This is a genomic window from Mycobacterium sp. NBC_00419 (assembly GCF_036023875.1).
Taxonomy (GTDB): Bacteria; Actinomycetota; Actinomycetes; order Mycobacteriales; family Mycobacteriaceae; genus Mycobacterium.
In genome coordinates this window covers 5,129,985-5,148,911 of record NZ_CP107931.1, presented here as the reverse complement: position 1 = coordinate 5,148,911, position 18,927 = coordinate 5,129,985, and the positions used below count along the sequence as shown (strand labels likewise).

Here is an 18,927-nt window from a genome sequence, read left to right as displayed (position 1 = left end):
CATGGCACAACAACTGTCCGCCGATGAGCGGGCTGACTTGTCGGCTTCCGTGCGGGCACTGTGCGAGCGCATGCTCACCGACGAGCGGCTCCGCGAGATCGCGTTGGAAACCGAAGGGCCACAACGTGGTTTCGATGGACACCTGTGGCGGGCGCTGTGTGAGCAGATTGGCGTCGGCGCCATCGCGCTGCCAGAAGAACATGGCGGAGCAGGTTACGGCGCCGACGCCCTCGCGGCGGTGGCACACGAGCTGGGCCGGGTGCTGGCTCCGGTCCCGTTCATCTCCTACGTCCTGACCACAGGTCTGCTGCTCGACGCGGCAGCCCCGAATCTGCTCGACGGCATCCTCGAACCATTGGCATCGGGCTCACGCACCGCGGCAGTCATCCTCACCGAGGACAACGGTCTGTGGTCACCGGATTCCGTGGTGCTCACCGTCGATCAAGCCGGCGACGGATGGACGCTGCACGGCACGGCCCGCCATGTCCTGCACGGGACTGCCGCTGACGAGTTCGTGGTGGCAGCACGCGACGGCAGCGATATCGGATTGTTCTTCGTCGAGGCCGGCGACCCCGCGGTGCGACGCCTTCCGGAAGACACCCTCGATGGCACCCGCCCAATGGCGACAATCGAATTCAGCGGGGCTAACGCCGTCCGCCTGGGCAGCGGGGACGCCGCGGCCATCATCGGCCGCAACATCGACCGGACTCTAGCCGTCCTGTCGGCCGAACAGGTCGGAGCCCTGGAACGGGTGCTCCACATTGCCGCCGAGTACGCCCGGACCCGACACCAGTTCGGACGCCCGATCGGCAGCTTCCAAGCCATCAAGCACAAGTGTGCGGACATGCTGGTCGACCTGGAATGGTCACGCTCAGCCTCGCAGGCGGCCCTGGACCGGGTGGACGCGGGAGACGACGAGGCCGGCTGGTCGGCGAGCATGGCCAAAGCTGTCTGCTCCGAAGCATTGCGCAACGCCTCGCACACAAACATCCAAATCCATGGCGGCATCGGATTCACCTGGGAGGACGCCGCTCACCTGTACCTCAAGCGGGCCAGGACCGACGAAGTGCTCTTCGGATCACCGGGCGCCCACTTCGACCAGTTGGCACAGGTCGTTGGCTTCGAGACCGATGCCCTGACGCAGGAGGTACCGCGTTGACGGCCACCGTCGCCGGCGAGGATATCGCCGCTCACCGATCCGAAATCCGCGAGTTCCTGGCCAACTCGCCGCGCCCGGACGGACTGCGCAACTACGGCCCGACACCCACACCTGACGACGTCGGGCCCGGTCGGCTGTGGCACAAACACCTTGCCGCACATGGCTACACCTGTCTGCACTGGCCCGCCGAGTACGGCGGTGCCGACGCATCAGTGGCCGTCCAGGCCGTGTTCGCCGAGGAATGCGCCCGCGCGGGTGTCCCCCGGCAACTCGGCATCACCGCTGTCGACCTCGTCGGGCCCGTGCTGATCGCGTATGGCAGCGAAGAGCAGAAGCGGACCTACCTGGAGCCGATCCGCCTCGGCGACCACGTGTGGACCCAGCTGTTCTCTGAGCCCGGTGCGGGCTCAGACCTGGCCGGTGTGCGCACCAAGGCCGAACCCGTCGACGGCGGCTGGAAGATCAACGGCCAGAAGGTGTGGAGCTCGGCCGCCAATTCGGCCCAGTACGGGCTACTGCTGGCGCGCACCGAGGCCGACAGCCACCGAGGCCTGTCGATGTTCGTCGTACCGATGGACGCTCCCGGGGTGACGGTCCGGCCGCTTCGCCAGATCGATGGCGAATGCAAATTCAACGAGGTGTTCCTCGACGATGTGCTGCTCGGTCCCGAGGCGATCGTCGGCGAGCCGGGGCAGGGCTGGGCTATCGCTTTGCTGACGCTCGGGCGTGAGCGTCTGACACTGGGATCCCAAGCCGTATCGATGTTCAAGCTGCTCGAGTTGATGAGTGCCGCGGCGACAGAGCGCCACCGGCTGGACGCGGTGACCAAGCGTTCGCTGATCAAGCTGTGGACCAGGATGTGGCTGCTGCGCTACACCTGGCAGCGCGCGGTTGCCGGTGGCGACCTGACGGCACCCGCATTCTCGGTCCTGAAGTTGATGACCTCCGAGACCGATCGCGATCTCGGCGACATGGCCACCGACGTGCTCGGTACCGACGCCTGCGCCACACCCGAATCCAGTGAGCTGATCCGGGCGATGTTGGTCGGCCGGGCCCAGACGATCCTCGGCGGAACCAGCGAGATACAGCGAAACATCCTGGCCGAGCGCCTCCTTGGGCTTCCCAAGGACCGGCGTTGACCGGCCGATCGTCGCGGTGATCACCGCCGCGGACCTCACCGCCGCCCTGCGTGCGGCAGTTCCGGCGGGCGGCACCATCGCCGTCGGTGACGGCGTCGGAACCCTCACCGGCCTCGATGACGGCTCGTCGGTCGGAGCGGTCCTGTCCGCCGCGGCCCGCGAGATCGGTGGCGTACGGCTCATCCTGGGCTGGGTACCCGGCGTCATGACGGATCTCGACGTCACCGCATTCGCCGATGTCGTCGTCCTGATGCCGGGCTGGGGTATGCGCGCGGTCCTGAAGAACCCCGGCGCACGCTTCGTCCCGACCGCATTGACCGGTATCGACTCACTGCTGCACACAACGCTGCGGCCAGACGCCCTGTTGACACGACTTACCCTGCGGAACAACGCATTTCGGTTCTGTACCGAGGTGTCCTGGCAGCGCACCCTGATCGATACCGGCGTCACGGTCCTCGCGGTGCTCGACGAGCAAGCGCCTGCGGCAGGTGCCGACTGCATCGACGCCGGTGCACTGCACGTCATCGGTCACACCTCACGCGGCCCGGTCGAGGTTCCCGGGCGAGCACCGGAGGCCATCCATGACGCGCTGGCCGACAACGTCCTCCGATATGTGCCGGCAGGCGCCAGCCTGCAGTACGGGCCGGGCCAACTCGGCACCGCGCTACTACGAAGGATCGCCGTGCCGGTGCACCTGGACACCGGCCTGCTCACCGACGGTGTCATGGAACTCGAGCAGCGCGGACTGCTACTGGGCGAACCGTCGGCCACCTATCTGTTGGGCAGCGCGGAGCTCTACCGGTGGGCCGACGGTCGACCCATTCTGCGCGGTATCGGGTACACCCACGACATCGGCCGGCTGCGCGATCGGACGTTCGTCGCGGTGAATACGGCCATCGAGATCGACCCGGTCGGTCAGATCAACTGTGAAGGTAACGGCGAGAAGGTCGTCGGAGGAATCGGGGGCCACCCCGACTTCTGCGCGGCTGGACGGGCCAGCCGCCACGGACTGTCCATCATCGCCGTGCCGTCTCGGGTCAATGAGCGCTCACCGCTCGTCGACGCGCTGACCAGGCCGACGTCGACCCCTGCTCACGACGTCGACGTCATTGTCACCGAGTCCGGCGCAGTGGATCTTCGCGGCCTCGACTGGCCCGCCCGCCGCGCATCCATCACCCAATTGTTCGACAACTGAGGAGAACACCCATGGCTAAACCACTCGACGGGCGCGTCGTCCTGGTGACCGGCGGCGGACGCGGTATCGGCCGCGCGCACTGCCTCGAACTGGCCCGCCAGGGCGCCGCCGTTGTCGTCAACGACCCGGGAGTCGGCAAGGATGGCCAAGCCGGCGACGGCACCGGCCCCGCCTTCGACGTGGTCGCGGAGATCACCGCTGACGGCGGTCGCGCAGTGGCCCATACCGGATCGGTGTCGAGCTGGGCCGATACCGCCGACATGATCTCGGCCGCGGTCTCCGAATTCGGCACCTTGACCGGTGTGGTGAACAACGCGGGAATCGTGCGGGACGCCACCATCGTCAACGCCACCGAGGCCGACTGGGACGCGGTGCTGGGAGTCCACCTCAAGGGCACCTTCGCTGTCACCAAGCATGCCTGCGAGTACTGGCGCTCGGAAGCCAAGAACGGCAACGTGATCGGTGGCCGCATCGTCAACACGGTGTCGGGCGCCGGGCTGTGGGGCAACTATGGGCAGGGCGCCTACGGCGCAGCGAAGGCGGCAATCGCCAACGTGACGGTGGTGACGGCGTTGGAGGGCCAGCGCTTTGGCGTCACCGCCAACGCCATCTCGCCGCTGGCCGTCACCCGGATCAGCGCCGACTTCTTCGCCGGGGATCGAGCCGCGGATCCGGCCCTGGACCCGGCTCGCAGTTCGGCTGTCGTGGCGTGGCTGCAGTCCGCCGAGTCGGGCTGGCTCAGCGGCCAGATCTTGCGGGTCAACGGTGCCGCGCTGAGCCGCATTGGTGGTTTCACCGAAGCCCCCGGCCGCTACCTGGCCAGCGACGGCGAATCCCTGACGTTCGGGGAGATCGGCCACGCGGCGAGCTGGCTGTGGGACACCCTGCCCAGAGGTCTCGCAGGGCCGTTGCCGCGCTAGTAATCGCGCACCTCATATGGTTAACTCATTATACTTTTTATGCCACCCTGGTAATGGAAGGGGTCTACGTTGACCGCACCGACTGCCGCCGCCGTCGTCGGCTCGCCGGGCCGCTACGCGGAAGATATCGCCGCATACCGCGAAGCTCTGCGCAGCTATCTGGCCGGCATCGACTGGGCCGACGAGTGGCGCCACCCCAGCACTTCGACCGCCGAGGGCATGCGCCATGACACCGCTGTGCTCCAGCGGCTGTTCGAGGCGGGGTGGAACCGCTACGGCTGGCCGGTGGAGGCCGGCGGGCTAGGTGGTGACGTGCTGCATCGCGCGGTCTACTACGAGGAACTCGCCTACGCGATGCTCCCGGTGCCTGCCCAGCAGTGGACGCTGGAGGTGCTCGCTCCCGTACTGCTGGACATCGCGCCCGAACTGGCCCAGCAGCACCTGCCCAAATATCTCGACGGCTCCCAGTGGTGGGGACAGTGCTTCTCCGAGCCAGAGGCCGGAAGCGACCTGGCGACGTTGCGCACGAAGGCCGTCGCCGACGGCGACGGCGGCTACGTGATCAGCGGTCAGAAGATCTGGACCAGTCAAGGACCGGGAGCATCCCGTTTCCTCGTGTTGGCCCGCACCGGCGCCCCGGATTCGCGCCACCGCGGACTGACGACCTTCATGGTGGAGGCGGACGCGCCCGGAGTCACCGTCCGGCCGATCGCGCTGGCCAGCGGTCGCGAGGAAATCGCCGAGGTGTTCTTCGACGACGTCCACGTCGGGCCTGAGCGCGTCATCGGGGATATCGACGCCGGCTGGTCGGTGGTGATGTTCCTGATGCAGTTCGAACGTGGCATGTACGGCTATGCATCCCTGACCAAGGCCCTGACCGAACTCGGACAGCTGCGCGTTGATCTGATCACCCGCGGATGCACCCAGTCCGAACGAGATCGCTTCACCCGTACCTATCTGAACGTCGCTGCAGCACAGGCACGGTGCGCAGGGACCGTGCGCGCGCTGGCAGCCGGCATTCACGTGGGTCCGGCGAGCAGTGTCGACAAGCTGCTGGCCTCCCACGCCGAACGCGAGGCGTTCGATCTGATCTTCGAGATGCGCCAGGACTGGTTGATCGGTAGCGGATTCCAGGGCGCCGAGGATGGCGCCGAGCTGGGCCTGGCCCGCGCCGAGTGGTGGTACTCACGGGCCGCGACAGTCATGGGCGGCACCGCCGAAGTGCAGCGTGGAATCATCGCCGACCATCTACTCGGCCTACCGAAGGAGAAGCGGTGACCGGATCCGTGAACACCACTGATGCCGAGTGGAAGTTGGTCGAGGACAGCGTCTTCGGGCTCTTCGACGAGCTACCCACCGATGCCTACGCGCCAATCGAGGGTCGACTGACCGATCTCGGGTTCGCCGAAATCGAAGAAGAGTACCCGGTCGAGGCCGAGGAGCTGTTGTTCCGTGCCCAAGGGCGCTCGCTGGCACAGACCGACTGCCTCTACCGAGTGATGCTGGCCGAGCTCCCCCGGGACCTGCGCACGGCATCCGCCGTGCTGCTTCCCGCACCTGGCTCAGACCCGGCAGCTCCCCCGGAGCGGGCCCAGGGTGTGATCCTGGGGCCGGCCAGCGGCACAGTGCTCGTCCCGCTGCAGACCGGCGACGGCATCGTTGCCTCCCTCGTTGCCGCAGAGTGCCTTCACGCTGCCCCCGCGGACACCTTCGACCCGACCGTGCGGTGGACTCATCTGCGCAGTGCGGGCAGCGGAACAACTGAACCGGTGTTCGACATCACCGCCCAGTGGACCCGCGCGGTGTCGGCAGCGCAACGAGCGCTTGCCACCGAGATCATCGCATTGGCCGATCAGGTGATTCGCCTTGCGGTCGACCATGTCAGTCTGAGAAAGCAATTCGGCAGCCACATCGGCGCTCTGCAGTCACCGCGACATGCCCTGGCCAATGCGTTCTCGACGGTGGAGGGCGCCCGGGCACTGCTTGGCGAGGCGTGGCGCTACGGCGGCCCGATGGGGGCCCAGGCGGCAAAGGCGACCGCGGGCCGGGCCCACCGCGCGGCCTCCGATGTGGCACTGCAGGTGTGCGGTGCTATCGGTCTGACCTCCGAGCATGACTTGCACCGGTTCGTGCGCCGCGGGTTCCAACTCAACGTGCTCTGCGGGTCACCCGCCCAACTCGAAAGCCAGGTTGCCCGCCGGTTGTTCGATTCCTACCCTGCAGACCTCGGGCTGCCCACGGTGATCGCTTCCAGTCGATAACGCCCTCACAGAAAGACAACGCTATGCGTCCCAACATCTTCGAGCCCGTCCACGAGGAGTTCCGCGCCACCGCGCGGGCGTTCTTCGAGAAGGAGTGCGCGCCCTACTCCGACAAGTGGGAAAAGGACGGCAAGGCCAGCCGCGAAGCATGGCTTGCCGCCGGCGAGCACGGACTGATCGGCTGGGCACTTCCCGTGGAATACGGCGGTCTGGGTCTCGACGATTTCCGCTTCAACCAGATCCTGTCCGAGGAGATGTTCGCCACCGGATCCGTCGGGATCGGACTCGGGGTCCAGAACGACATCCTGGTCACCTACATGAACCACCTGACCACCGACGAGCAGAAGCAGCGTTGGCTTCCGAAATTCATCTCCGGTGAGTACATCGGGTCGATAGCCATGTCCGAACCTGCGGCCGGTTCTGACCTGGCCGGGATCAAGACCACCGCGCGTGATGACGGGGACGCGTGGATCGTCAACGGACAGAAGACGTTCATCAGCAACGGGCTGATGTCGTCGCTCGTCCTGGCCGCCGTGAAGACCGATCCGTCCGCGGGCCGCAAGGGCATCAGCCTGTTGATGATCGAGGACGGAATGCCCGGATTCACCCGGGGCCGCAAACTCGACAAGATCGGCCAGCATTCCGCCGATACCGCCGAGTTGTTCTTCGAGGATGTACGGGTCCCGAAGGAGAACCTGGTCGGCGAACTCAACCGCGGTTTCTACCATCTGGTCTCGCATCTGCCCGCCGAGCGGGTCGGCGTCGCCTGCTACGCCCTGCCGATGGCACGTCGCGCTCTGGAGCTGACCATGACCTATGCCAAGGAGCGGACGGCCTTCGGTCAGCCCATCGGTACTTTCCAGGTGAACCGGCATGCCATTGTGGAGATGAAGACCAAACTCGATGCCGCGCAGAGCTATCTGGACCAGTGCGTGCTGGCAGTCAACGCCGGGACGCTCAGCGATGAGGATGCCGCCGGTCTGAAATGGTGGACCTCCGAGGTGCAGTGGGAGATCCTGGACCGCTGCCTGCAGCTACACGGCGGATACGGCTACATCAACGAGTACGAGATCGCCCGGCTGTGGCGGGATTCGCGCGTCCAGCGGCTGTATGCCGGGACCACCGAGATCATGAAGGATCTCATGGGCCGGGCCATGGGCTTCTGAGCGCGCATGGCGCAGAACACCAAAACTGATCCGGCGCAGCCGGTGTCGTTCCGTGGCAACGTCGGGACGATCCGCGGCGACCGGTGGACTCCGGCCGGTGACGTTCGGGGTTCCCTGCTTCTGTTGCATGGCGGCGGACAGACCCGGCACTCCTGGCGCAAGTCCGCGCCGGGCCTGCAGGCACTTGGCTGGGATGTCGTCGCACTCGATGCGCGTGGCCACGGTGAGAGCGACTGGGCATCCGACGGTGACTACCGGATCGATCGCCTCGTCGATGACCTCACCGCCGTGATCGCGCAACTGGCCGATGACTCGGTGTCGCCCGGTCCGCCGGTGGTGATCGGCGCATCCATGGGTGGCATCACCGGGCTCGTTGCCGAGGGTGAGAACCCCGGCCTGCTCCGAGCGCTGGTCCTGGTCGACATCGCTCCCCGTATCGAACCTGCTGGGGTGCAACGTATTTCTGATTTCATGTGCTCGGCGCCGGATGGGTTCGCCGATCTGAGTGAGGTCGCCGAGGCGGTCAGTGCCTACCGCGGGGATGCAGCCCGGCCGGCCAATGTCGACAGCTTGCGCCGCAACGTGCGCACCGCAGCCAACGGCCGGCTGTTCTGGCATTGGGACCCGGCCTTCACCACCAGCGACCGCAATCTCGGCGACCACGCGGCAATGCTGGTCCGCACCACCGCCGCCGCCTCCAATGTCGCCATACCGACATTGCTCGTCTGGGGTTCGAAGTCCGACATCGTCGACGTTGCGGCGGTCGAGGAACTGCGCACGCTCATCCCCCACGCCACCACGGTGACCATTTCCGACGCCACCCACATGGTCGTCGGCGACGACAACGACACGTTCGTCGCGGGAACCGCAGCCTTTCTGGCTGGGCTCTAGTGGCACGCAGGGTGGACTGCTGATGGAGACTCAAACCCTGCGAGACTTCCGCATTCCGGCCTGGGTCACGGCCGGTCTGCACGACCCGGTCGAGGTTGACGGTCGGATCGCGGCGGGCATGACCATCGGAGCGCACCTCCGCAGCAGTGACGGCACCCTCAACCCCGCCGTCCTTGCTGCCGTCGCGGATGGCTGCCTCGGCTTGGCAGTCATGGCTGGGGCCGGCTTCGACACCGGAGTCGTCACGTCTCACCTGCATGTGGAATTTCCGAAACGCGTTCCGGGGGACCTCGCCACGGCGCACTGCTCTGCGGTGGCGCGCTCCGTCGATGAAGGTTTCGGGTTGAGCGAGGCCACCATCACCGACGCAACCGGCGCCACCCTGGCCTACGCGACCCTGGGCGGGGTCCTTATCCCGCGCCCGACGACGACCGAAGCGCCACAGGACCCCGGGACAGCCGTACCCGCTGTGGCAGCACACCTCGACGAGTTGCTGGGCACACACATCGGATCCCGCACACCCGAGGGCGTCACAGCGACGTTCCGCGCGGACGCCGCGCTGGCGAACCTCTACAAGAACCTGCACGGTGGTCTCGGCGCACTCATCGCAATCCGGACCTTGGACGCGGCTCTGGACACCGGTGACGGGTCCTATCGTCTGGCCGACCTCCGGGCCGTCTTCACGCGGTCGATACCCGCCGACGGCAACGAACTCCGATGCACAGCCACTGTTGCCCATCGGGGTCGCAGAATGGCCGCCGGGCGTGCCGAACTTTTCGCTTCCGACGGCCGGGTTGCGCTGGGTGTCGACGCCACGTACGTCGCCGATAATTCCTGAATCAGAGGTGAATGCCCCTATGTCCGTGGCCGACTCGTTGGTCCTTCGAGATTTCGACAACGGTGTCCTCACGCTCACCTGGAATCGGGCCGAGCAGCGGAACGGCTGGAATGCCGACCTCGAACAGGCCTACTTCACCGCACTCGACGATGCCGAATCGGACCACGCAGTCCGCGCAATCGTGGTGACCGGTGCGGGCAAGACGTTCTGTCCCGGGGTGGATTCGAGCCGGATGGATGCGGCCGCCGGTAAACCGTTGGACCTCAGCGCCCGTCGGCCGTTTCACCGTCCCCTGCACGTCCGCAAGCCGATGATCGCGGCGATCAACGGAGCCTGCGCAGGTGTCGGCGTGGTCCTGGCGCTGCAGTGCGACGTCAGGTTCGCCGCGCGGGGAATCCGATTCGCCACGTCCTTCGCGCGCCGCGGGCTGCCCGCCGAACGAGGCATCGCCTGGCTGCTCCCCCGGCTGATCGGTCCTGAGCGAGCTCTGGACCTGCTGCTGTCGGGACGACCATTCGACGCCGACGAGGCGCTGTCGCTGGGCGTGGTGAGCCGGCTCAGCGCACCGGACGAGGTGGTGAGCGACGCCCAGCAGTATGCTCTCATGCTGGCCACCGAGTGTTCAGCCACCGCTATGGCCGTCATCAAACGTCAGGTCTACCGGGACCTTTTCAGTGATTTCGAGTCGTCCTACCAACGCGCCGACCGGGCGTTGACGGCGATGGCAGCGGGACCGGACTGCAGAGAGGGCGTCGATGCGTTCCTGCAGCGCCGGGCGCCGCAGTTCCCTACACAGCCAACTGATTTCGATCCCGATTCGGTGCTGGGTGAATAGGGCGCGCGCCATTTACCGGCTTGGGCCGTGCCGACTGGTCATTCGCAATGCCGTAGCGGCCTAGCTGTACTGGCCACGGACGTTAGGTACGGCGTGGCGTGGTGACATGACGAAGACCTCCGAGTGAAGTGCGAGCTGTCTAGGAACGCACCAACTCATCTCGGAGGTCTTCGTGTCCCACCGTAATGCCCCATTGTCAGAAACCGGACGCCTGCGACTGGCCCGTTGCGTCGTCGACGACGGCTGGACTCTTCGACGCGCCGCCGAACGGTTCCAGGTTGCAGTGACTACCGCCAGTCGCTGGGCGAGCCGCTACCGCGAACATGGTCCGGCCGGAATGGTCGACCGCAGCTCACGGCCTCATCGCAGCCCCAACCGAACTCCGACACGCACCGAGCGGCGCATCATCAAGGTGCGCGTCATTCGCCGCTGGGGACCAGCGCGCATCGCCTATCTGCTGGGCCTGCATCCCTCGACGGTGCACCGGGTTCTGACGCGCTACGGCCTGGCCAAGTTGCGCTGGCTGGACCGCCCGACCGGGCGTGTCATTCGGCGGATGGAATCAGCGCACTGCGGTGATCTTGTCCACGTCGATGTCAAGAAGCTGGGCAAGATCCCCTCCGGCGGTGGTTGGCGGATGGTGGGTCGCAGTGCCGGCAAGCGCAACGCTCAAGCCGACCGCAGCTCGGGGCTGCTCGACAAGTACTACCGGCCGGTGCGCGGGTACCACTTCCTGCACACCGCCATCGATGCCCACTCCCGGCTGGCCTACAGCGAGATGCTCGGCGATGAACGCAAGGACACGGCCGCTTCGTTCTGGCGGCGCGCAAACGCGTACTTCTCCGAATGCGGTATCGAAGTACGGAATGTACTGACGGACAACGGATCCTGCTATCGCTCACATGTGTTCCGCGATGCGCTCGGCGATATCGGACACCGTCGCACGCGCCCCTATCGGCCGCAGACCAACGGAAAGGTCGAGAGATTCCACCGCACCCTGACCGAGGAATGGGCCTACGCCCGGCTCTATACCAGCGATGCCAAACGTTGCGAGGAGTTCCCTCGCTGGCTACACACCTACAATCACCACCGCGGCCACACCGCACTCGGCGGCCAACCACCCGCCACCCGCGTACCTAACCTCTCAGGTCAGTACACCTAGCCGAAGACGCGTCTCGGTAGGTAGCTGCCCGCCAGTGGATTTCTTCCCCGGTCATCCCTGTGCCATAAAGCCCGCCAGCACCGTGGATGTCGACCATTGACCGGCCGTCATCGCGCCGTCGACGGTGAGCACGTGTCCGTTGACGAAAGCTCCACCATCACTGCACAGGTAGGACACCGCGGCAGCGATATCCCGCTCATTGGCCAGTCGGCCTGCCGGGATGATCTTGCCGATGTCGGCGAGCAAGCCGGGCGGGAGCAGCTCATAGGTCTTCCCCATGTCGGTGATCCCGGACCCGATGCTGTTGACCCGGACGCCGGTGCCCGCCAGCTCCATCGCTGCCGTGCGCGAGATCATGTCCAGCGCCGCCTTGCTCGCACCGTACGTCGCCAGGAACGGTGCCGGTTGACTGCCGCCGATGCTGCTCATATTGATGATGACGCCGAAGCCACGCTCGCTCATGCCAGGCGCGAACGCAGCGATAAGCCGAACCGCGGCAAATACGTTGACGTCGAAGATGGTTTTCCAGGTGGCGATGTCGGCCATCGCCACGGGCGCGTACTGCTCCTCGGCTGCCGCGTTGTTCACCAATATGTCCACTGGGCCCGCTTCGGCGGCCAACCGCGCCACGTCGGAGTCGCTGGACACGTCGGCGGCAATAGCAATGGATCGCCCTCCCGTGGCCTCGATCTCATCGGCCACGGCCCTCAGCGCGGACACACCGCGTCCCACCAGGATCACCGAGGCGCCCTCGGACGCCAACTGGATTGCCGATGCTCGTCCGAGTCCCCGACCGGCCCCGGTGATTAGTGCGGTACGGCCCTCATGAGCTCGTCCGCCTCCCGCGGCGGTCAGGGGACGTACACGCTGTCGTGGAAGAACAGGACTCGGCCGATGCACAGAATCAGCGGCTGTGCGATGAAGATCGCAACGTTCATCGTGATGATCCAAACGGCAAGTCGTGCGGACTCTCGGGACCATCCTGGTGCCAGGGTGTGCACCTTGAAGAGCTTCTCGTTGGGGTAGTTGCCCTGGGCGTCTTCACGCAGAGTCAGCGAGATGATGACCGCAAACAACATGAACGGTATTGCCGGCCAGACGAAAGATAGTGTGCCGTGCGCGGATTCCCATTTGGGCCCAACAGCGTCGACATAGGAGTACCACCCGGCAAGGGTCATCAGACGTTCACCGAGGATATCGACCACATAGAACACCGCCATGGCTGAGACGACCAACACCACCGTCGGCGATACCTTCGGCACCACCCGTTGCAGGGTCCTGGCCACCTTCGGAACCAGCTTGAGCAGGATGATGCACTCGACCGCGAAGAAGACCCCGTAGCCGAAGACGACGTTCACCGGCTTCGTGTACGTCTGGTACCAGGTGGACGTCCAGCCAGTGAAGTTCCAGAAGTCCCGGTTGTAGACCAGATAGGACCCCCAGTCCGCCGGCCATTCGATCCAGAACATGGTGGTGCCGGCGACGAACAGCATGGCCGGCATGGAGATCTTCTTGTCCCGAACGGTCTTGACTGCGAAGTAGGCCAGGAGGCCGACCCACGCGATCGGGAACGCGAAGGCCCACAACCAAGGGAGGTGCGGATCGTCGAGGTGGTCATGCGGATACGGCGGCTCGGCCACTGTGGCACTGTTGTCGGTCACCACGAAGGTACCGACCACAACAGCGGTGAGCACGCCCACTACCAGCCAGGGCAACCAGGCGGCTACCCGTGACGGCGCCGAGGCGACCCGCCCCGACGCGGCCTCGGTTGGTGTGTCAACGCTCATCGTTTTCCCTTCCATATTGCCGATCTTCGTGTCGTCATCATCGAGCCGCGCTACCAGGCAAGGGTTTTGATCTCGGACCGGCCGATCACGCCTGCTTCACGCAGCTTTCGGTATTCGTCCTCAGCCAGCCCAACCTGGTTGAGCCACACTTCGTCGTCGTGCTCGCCAAGCATCGGCGCGGGACCGGCCTGAACATGGCCCGGAATCGACGACCAGCGGGCCGGTAGGCCCGCATGAGTGTTGACCCCTGTCTTCGGATGGTCCACCTGTTCGAAGAACCGGCGGTGCTGGAGCTGCTCGAGTTCGGGGGTCAGATGCCCAAGCACCACCTCACCGACGGGTACGCCGCATTCCGTCATCATCTCGACGACGGCGTCCACTGTGAGCTTCGACGTCCATGCCGTTATGGCAGTGTCGATCTCATCGTGATGCGCCCTGCGCTCAGGCTGGGTCCACTCGGCCCAACGCGGCCGGTCGATCAACCCGCACACCGCTCGCCACCCCGCGTCGTCGACGACAGACAGCCCTATCCAGCGGCAATCGCCCAGTCCGACCCGATCCCTCTCCGACGTTGGGTAGATGCCCTGCGGTGCAACACTGTTCGACCGGTTGCCCGATCGAGCGCAATCGACGCCGTTGGCGCTCTGCTCGATGACCACGCTGGCGGCAACGTTGAGCGCCGCGGTGATCATGGGCGCTTCGACCATGATGCCCTCACCGGTAACTTTCGCCTGCTCGAGCGCCAAGATCAACGCCAACGTGGCGTGGCTGCCCGCGATGGGATCACAGGGCCCGTTCGGGATCTCGGGCGTGGAGTCGGGCCATCCGGTGCACCACGCCATCCCCGAAGCCATCTCCATGGTCTGGGCGTATCCGCCACGGTCGCGCCAGGGCCCGTCGAGTCCGTAGGCCGGCATGCGCACCATCACCGCCCGCGGGTTGATCGCATGCACTTCGTCCCAGCTCAGGCCCCAGGATTCCATGACGTGGGGACTGTAGTTCTCGATGACGACATCACATGTCGCGACAAGACGTCGAGCCAAGGATCGACCGTCCTCAGTCGACATATCGACGGTGACCGAGCGTTTCCCGGTGTTGGTTCCCTGGAAGATGCCAGAGAACTCGGGCCAGTCCGGATCACTCATCGACTTGCAGGTGTTGCTGCGGATCGCGTCGGGACGCTTGCCGCCCTCGACGTGTATGACCTCCGCACCGAGCATTGCCAGTACGTGCCCCACGATCGGGCCCGCCCAGTTGGCAGTGAAGTCGGCGATGCGGATTCCGGTGAACGGCTTGTCCCGTTTGGGCCGTGATGGACCTGCGGTCCACGACGGGAGGCCGTGCGCGCCGAGTGCCGGCGCCACCCCGCGAGGCGGTGTGGTACCCCCGTGGAACTGCCAGGGAACGACCGGCTGAAGGAATCCACCCGATGCGTTGGTCTCATATGCCCGACGCTCGACGAGGTGCTCGAGTTCCGGAATCGTCGCCCCCGTGCCCACATTGGCGGCGGGCACCCGTAGTAAGTCGGCGAGCTCGAGGACTTCGGCTGTGGTGTGCTGAATTGACCACGCATCGATGGCATCCATCAATTCGTGACGGCGAACGAAGCGATTCGCCATGAGTCCGAGCTCTGGGTCGTCCATCCAGTCGCTTCGGTCGATCAAAGAGCAGAAGTCCAGCCACTGTTGGCCGGTGACGACCATGAATCCGACGTATCCGTCCTTGGTGGGATGGACATCGGGGAGATTGCGCGCCCGGAGCGGACGCATGGGCCGCCCGGCGATCGTGTACCACGACACCGGATGCACCGTCGTCGTCAGGATAAGGGATTCCAGGATTGAGACGTCGAGAAGTTCTGCTCCACCACCGAACAAGGCGGCTGCTGTGTGCACCGCCGCGAACATGCCGGCGACCCATTCCGGAAGCCGGCCTCCGGCGATCAGCGGGGGTCGCTCCGGCGCCCCACGCTGGCCGGGCCCGCCCGACATGGCTTGCAGCGTCAGTTCTGTCGCCGGTCGATCCACCCACGGACCGGTAAGCCCGAAGTTGGTGATCGCGGTGACAACCGCGCGTGGGTTGATCGCACGAAGAACCTCGGGTGTCAATGTGCGTGCGACATCGGAGTGCGGTGACCACACGATGACGTCAGCGGCCGCCAAGGTTTCCGTAAGCTCGGCCGGATCTGTGACGACCATCGACGTCGAACCTGCCGCCAGAAACTGAAACAACGCACCATCGGAATCGGTGGGTCCGGCATGGGACCAGTGCCGTAGTGGATCACCCGCGGGATCTTCTATCCGAAGAACCTGCGCTCCCCCGTCGCCGAGGAGCCGACAGCAATAGCCACCGGCAAGCTCACCGGCGAGACAGACGACCTTGGCCGAGGACACCGCCGGCGTCATCACTTGTGTCGTTCCTCCTGAATGGACGGTGCGCAGCGTCAAACACACTGCGCTCGTGAGAGGTTCACATGCCATCGACAGCAGTGCGGGTGTTGCACCCACGACAAAGTCGACGGTATTGTCGAATTTAGCTCATCGTGATGCACATCTCAATAGCAGTGCCCAAGATCGAGCATTCCCATCTATCCGGAGGAACGATGCTCAAACTGTTCAGCGTCGACGATCACATCGTCGAGCCCGCCGATGTGTGGACCAAACGGCTGCCACACAAGTTCCAGGAAAAGGGCCCCCACGTCATCGAGGCCGACGGTCGACAGTTCTGGGTCTACGAAGACCAGCGCTCGGCCACAATGGGCCTCAATGCCGTGGCGGGGAAGGACCCCGAGGACTGGGGCACCGATCCGGTGCGCTTCACCGACCTCATTCCTGGTTGCTACGACGCCGCCGCACGCGCCGACGACTTCCGCGCGGACGGCATTGTCGGAAGCGTGCTCTTCCCATCGCTTCCCGGATTCGGCGGCCGGGTGTTCTTCGAGATGAAGGACAAGGAACTCGCCGATCTGTGCGTGCGGGCCTACAACGATTTCGTGCTCGACGAGTGGTGCGCGGCGGCACCGGACATCTTCGTGCCGACCATCATCCTGCAACTCTGGGATCCGCACCTCGCCGCCGCCGAACTGCGCCGATGCGCCGAACGGGGAGCTCGCGCAGTCTCGTTCCCCGAGAACCCGAGCTACTTGAAGTTGCCCTCCCTGCACACCGATCACTGGGATCCGGTCTTCCACGCCTTCGAGGACACCGGCGTGGTGTGCTCGATGCACTTGGGCTCGAGCGGGCACATCCCGATTCCCACGCCGGATTCCCATTTCAGCGTGGCGATCACGGCCGCCCCAGCAGTTGTCGGAATCGAGACCATCACCGACATGTTGTTCGGGACTCTGCCCCGCCGCTTTCCCAACGTGCAGTTCGTCATGACCGAGGGCGGCATTGGCTACATCCCTTACCTGCTCGAACGCGCCGACTTCGTCTGGGGCAAGCACCGATTCTGGGCACCGTTCGGTGACATCACACCGTCGGAGATCTTCAAGAGGCAGTTCGCCGTGTGCGCCGTCAACGAATCCTTCGGCCTCAGTGCGGATTCCATTGACCGCATCGGCATCGACAACATCCTGTGGGAGTCTGACTACCCACACTCGGAGACCACGTGGCCATCGAGCCAAACCGAGGCCGCCAAGGTTCTGGGCCACCTCCGACCGGATCAGATCGAGAAGATCACCTACAAGAACGCCGAACGGATCTTCAACTTCCCAGTCAGCCCGGAAGCTAAGCCAGAATCTCGGCATCGTCTCGACAATGCCCAATCCAACGGCCAGCGTCCCGAACCGATCAAGGCCTACCCCGTCGACGCCGGATCCGACGACGAGCCCTCTGACGTCAGCCACGTCGTCAGCGGCAGAACTAAGTAGGCGCACCCGCCTGTTGCGCTGAACATGAAACCGCGGACGCGCCGTTGCTGGCCGTCCGCGGTTTTCATGTTGGCCTACTGCTTATGAATGGGGGGCTGGGTACGCTGTGCACTTATGCGCCCCCGCACTCGGCCCAGCGCTTCCAATCTCGTCTGCTGAGCAGCAATCTCGTCGTGGTCGACTTCCGCAGCATCCCTGAGCCGCGCGATGACCTCTCTGGTACGGACCAGCTCGCGATAGAGGCGCGCGTCGGCCTCCTGAAAGGTGATGAGGTCCATCTCCTCGGCCAGAGGGTCGTGTTCGGGGGCCAATTCCTCGTCACTCATCAATACTCACCTTCAGCTCACCACATTGACCGAGTTGACCCTCGACGGTGTCATCGAGGAGTAGTTCCTGACCGACAATACTGTCGGGTCTAGATGGCGGTCAGCCCACCATCGACAATGAGCTCGGAACCAGTTGCACTTGCTCAGCCTTGCCCCGGCATCACGACGACATTGCGCGATGGATTCAACGGAAGCTCGAGCGAGGAGATAAGACCTGCAGGAGCATTGGGCATCTCGGCAATCAGATTGACCAAACGCATCGCCGTACCGCTGACCGACCCCCAGACCTCGCCGGACCGCCCCAGGTCCAGATCGCACCGCATGTTGGGATTACCCGAGATCGTGACCCGATAGTTCGATTCACCAACACCGTCGAATCTCGGCCAATCCGGTGCGACTTCGGCAGCCATTCGGGTGATGTGCTCGGCGGTGACTACGGCACGGCCTGCCACTCGCCCCTCGCACGCGACTCGCAGGGCAACAACGGTGCCCGCCTCCATCAGACCGACCGAGGTATTCAAATCCTTGTCATGCACAGCCTTGTCCGACGTCACCACGAGTTCGTCCAATTCGACGCCAAGCCGATCGGCCAGCTGACGGACCATCGGACCCCAGAAGGCTTCGAATGCACCGCCGGCGGTGATCGGCGCTTCATACGTGGGCGGACGTCCGAAACCCATGATGTCCCGAATTACGGGCTCGACGTCATAGTGGTCGTATATCCCGATCTCCTGCACATGTACGTGCTCGACCTCGTCCGACAACGTCAGCAGCGCGAGCGGCAGCACGTCAGTGGAGAATCCGGGATCCAGCCCGGTCGACAGGAATGTCGAGCCACCCCGAACGGCAGCATCTTCCAACGGCTTTCGTAGGACCTCGGGTGCCGCCGGCGGGTACAACAGGCTCAACAATGAGATTGTGATGACGTTGACGCCAGCCGATAGCACCTGCGCGATCTCCTCCACCACCTCGCCTTCTCGACCGAGTCCGTTCGCGCAGTAACTCAGCACGTCCGGCGCGGTGGCCAACAGTTCTTCGAGTGAGCCGACCGCGGTGACGCCGACAGGGTCGAGCCCGACGAGTTCGCCAGCATCGCGGCCGACCTTCTCCTCCGAGGACACCCACAGGGAGGTCAGATCCAAGCGGTCGTTCGCGATAATCCCTCGCAGCGCCTCGCGACCGGTAAGTCCGGTACCGACGTGTGCGACTCGGATCTTGTTGCGCGCCCCGTCTATGGTCACTCTCCACTCCATTCCCTCGGGCAACGTTACCGACACACTAGTCGATTTCATCGCTAGCGGAACCTGCCAGCTAGCGGCACCCGTTGGCCGGCGCAACATCCAGAAGATGGGATCAAGCCGATGCAAAGGCGACACCGAG

Annotated in this window: 17 protein-coding genes; 12 read left to right on the top strand and 5 right to left on the bottom strand. The window is 65.0% G+C overall.

The genetic code is table 11. The features are described 5' to 3' along the window. The first annotated feature begins 1 nt into the window (after position 1). The 11 genes from OG976_RS24640 to OG976_RS24590 all read left to right on the top strand — a co-directional run bounded on the left by OG976_RS24640 (position 2) and on the right by OG976_RS24590 (position 11,566). Entirely contained in the window at positions 2 to 1,159 is a 1,158-nt protein-coding gene (locus OG976_RS24640; RefSeq protein WP_328354975.1) for an acyl-CoA dehydrogenase family protein, read from the top strand. Then, complete coding sequence (locus OG976_RS24635; protein WP_328354972.1) at positions 1,156 to 2,298, top strand: acyl-CoA dehydrogenase family protein; 1,143 nt, start codon at positions 1,156 to 1,158, stop codon at positions 2,296 to 2,298. Before OG976_RS24640 ends, OG976_RS24635 begins: the two co-directional genes overlap by 4 nt. Positions 2,299 to 2,317: 19 nt before the next feature. Continuing rightward, positions 2,318 to 3,493: an acetyl-CoA hydrolase/transferase C-terminal domain-containing protein gene (locus OG976_RS24630; RefSeq protein WP_328363975.1), complete on the top strand. Its 1,176-nt coding sequence runs from the start codon at positions 2,318 to 2,320 to the stop codon at positions 3,491 to 3,493. A gap of 11 nt (positions 3,494 to 3,504) precedes the next feature. Next, entirely contained in the window at positions 3,505 to 4,413 is a 909-nt protein-coding gene (locus OG976_RS24625) for an SDR family NAD(P)-dependent oxidoreductase (protein ID WP_328354969.1), read from the top strand. Between the two features lie 69 nt (positions 4,414 to 4,482). Next, positions 4,483 to 5,691 (top strand): acyl-CoA dehydrogenase family protein, encoded by a 1,209-nt coding sequence (locus OG976_RS24620; protein WP_328354966.1) that lies wholly within the window; start codon positions 4,483 to 4,485, stop codon positions 5,689 to 5,691. After that, positions 5,688 to 6,674 (top strand): acyl-CoA dehydrogenase family protein, encoded by a 987-nt coding sequence (locus OG976_RS24615; protein ID WP_328354963.1) that lies wholly within the window; start codon positions 5,688 to 5,690, stop codon positions 6,672 to 6,674. Before OG976_RS24620 ends, OG976_RS24615 begins: the two co-directional genes overlap by 4 nt. Positions 6,675 to 6,697: 23 nt before the next feature. Next, positions 6,698 to 7,840 carry an acyl-CoA dehydrogenase family protein gene (locus OG976_RS24610; RefSeq protein WP_328354960.1) on the top strand — a complete coding sequence of 381 codons (1,143 nt, stop codon included), beginning with the start codon at positions 6,698 to 6,700 and terminating at the stop codon, positions 7,838 to 7,840. Between the two features lie 6 nt (positions 7,841 to 7,846). Then, positions 7,847 to 8,731, top strand: coding sequence for an alpha/beta fold hydrolase (locus OG976_RS24605; RefSeq protein WP_328354958.1), 885 nt, complete (start codon positions 7,847 to 7,849; stop codon positions 8,729 to 8,731). 22 nt (positions 8,732 to 8,753) lie between these two features. Beyond that, on the top strand, positions 8,754 to 9,569 hold the full coding sequence (locus tag OG976_RS24600) for a hotdog domain-containing protein (RefSeq protein ID WP_328354956.1): 816 nt from the start codon (positions 8,754 to 8,756) through the stop codon (positions 9,567 to 9,569). Positions 9,570 to 9,588: 19 nt separating this feature from the next. Next, complete coding sequence (locus OG976_RS24595; RefSeq protein ID WP_328354953.1) at positions 9,589 to 10,404, top strand: enoyl-CoA hydratase-related protein; 816 nt, start codon at positions 9,589 to 9,591, stop codon at positions 10,402 to 10,404. A 172-nt stretch (positions 10,405 to 10,576) separates the two neighbouring features. Further along, positions 10,577 to 11,566, top strand: coding sequence for an IS481 family transposase (locus tag OG976_RS24590; protein WP_328354950.1), 990 nt, complete (start codon positions 10,577 to 10,579; stop codon positions 11,564 to 11,566). 51 nt (positions 11,567 to 11,617) lie between these two features. Here OG976_RS24590 and OG976_RS24585 read toward each other — a convergent pair whose 3' ends face one another. Genes OG976_RS24585 through OG976_RS24575 form a run of 3 tightly spaced genes read right to left on the bottom strand, consistent with a single transcriptional unit; the run spans position 11,618 to position 15,755 of the window. After that, complete coding sequence (locus OG976_RS24585; RefSeq protein WP_328354947.1) at positions 11,618 to 12,466, bottom strand: SDR family NAD(P)-dependent oxidoreductase; 849 nt, start codon at positions 12,464 to 12,466, stop codon at positions 11,618 to 11,620. Continuing rightward, complete coding sequence (locus tag OG976_RS24580) at positions 12,418 to 13,353, bottom strand: hypothetical protein (RefSeq protein WP_328354944.1); 936 nt, start codon at positions 13,351 to 13,353, stop codon at positions 12,418 to 12,420. The genes OG976_RS24585 and OG976_RS24580 overlap by 49 nt, the downstream gene beginning before the upstream one ends. Positions 13,354 to 13,403: 50 nt before the next feature. Next, on the bottom strand, positions 13,404 to 15,755 hold the full coding sequence (locus tag OG976_RS24575; RefSeq protein ID WP_328354941.1) for a CaiB/BaiF CoA transferase family protein: 2,352 nt from the start codon (positions 15,753 to 15,755) through the stop codon (positions 13,404 to 13,406). Between the two features lie 197 nt (positions 15,756 to 15,952). Between OG976_RS24575 and OG976_RS24570 the strand changes: the two genes are divergently transcribed. Next, complete coding sequence (locus OG976_RS24570) at positions 15,953 to 17,221, top strand: amidohydrolase family protein (protein ID WP_328354938.1); 1,269 nt, start codon at positions 15,953 to 15,955, stop codon at positions 17,219 to 17,221. Between the two features lie 74 nt (positions 17,222 to 17,295). On the opposite strand, the gene OG976_RS24565 is transcribed toward OG976_RS24570, so the two are convergent. Both OG976_RS24565 and OG976_RS24560 read right to left on the bottom strand, forming a co-directional pair. Then, positions 17,296 to 17,547 (bottom strand): hypothetical protein, encoded by a 252-nt coding sequence (locus tag OG976_RS24565; RefSeq protein WP_328354935.1) that lies wholly within the window; start codon positions 17,545 to 17,547, stop codon positions 17,296 to 17,298. A 143-nt stretch (positions 17,548 to 17,690) separates the two neighbouring features. After that, the gene (locus tag OG976_RS24560) at positions 17,691 to 18,812 is read right to left on the bottom strand and encodes an NAD(P)H-dependent amine dehydrogenase family protein (RefSeq protein WP_328354932.1); all 1,122 of its coding nucleotides are present in this window, start codon (positions 18,810 to 18,812) and stop codon (positions 17,691 to 17,693) included. Positions 18,813 to 18,927: the final 115 nt, after the last annotated feature.

Bases quoted from the DNA above. Each gene is read 5' to 3' on its own strand.
- OG976_RS24625 (WP_328354969.1), top strand. From the start codon at position 3,505: ATGGCTAAACCACTCGACGGGCGCGTCGTCCTGGTGACCGGCGGCGGA.
- OG976_RS24570 (WP_328354938.1), top strand. From the start codon at position 15,953: ATGCTCAAACTGTTCAGCGTCGACGATCACATCGTCGAGCCCGCCGAT.
- OG976_RS24575 (WP_328354941.1), bottom strand. From the start codon at position 15,755: ATGACGCCGGCGGTGTCCTCGGCCAAGGTCGTCTGTCTCGCCGGTGAG.
- OG976_RS24595 (WP_328354953.1), top strand. From the start codon at position 9,589: ATGTCCGTGGCCGACTCGTTGGTCCTTCGAGATTTCGACAACGGTGTC.
- OG976_RS24640 (WP_328354975.1), top strand. From the start codon at position 2: ATGGCACAACAACTGTCCGCCGATGAGCGGGCTGACTTGTCGGCTTCC.
- OG976_RS24600 (WP_328354956.1), top strand. From the start codon at position 8,754: ATGGAGACTCAAACCCTGCGAGACTTCCGCATTCCGGCCTGGGTCACG.
- OG976_RS24580 (WP_328354944.1), bottom strand. From the start codon at position 13,353: ATGAGCGTTGACACACCAACCGAGGCCGCGTCGGGGCGGGTCGCCTCG.
- OG976_RS24605 (WP_328354958.1), top strand. From the start codon at position 7,847: ATGGCGCAGAACACCAAAACTGATCCGGCGCAGCCGGTGTCGTTCCGT.
- OG976_RS24565 (WP_328354935.1), bottom strand. From the start codon at position 17,547: ATGAGTGACGAGGAATTGGCCCCCGAACACGACCCTCTGGCCGAGGAG.
- OG976_RS24610 (WP_328354960.1), top strand. From the start codon at position 6,698: ATGCGTCCCAACATCTTCGAGCCCGTCCACGAGGAGTTCCGCGCCACC.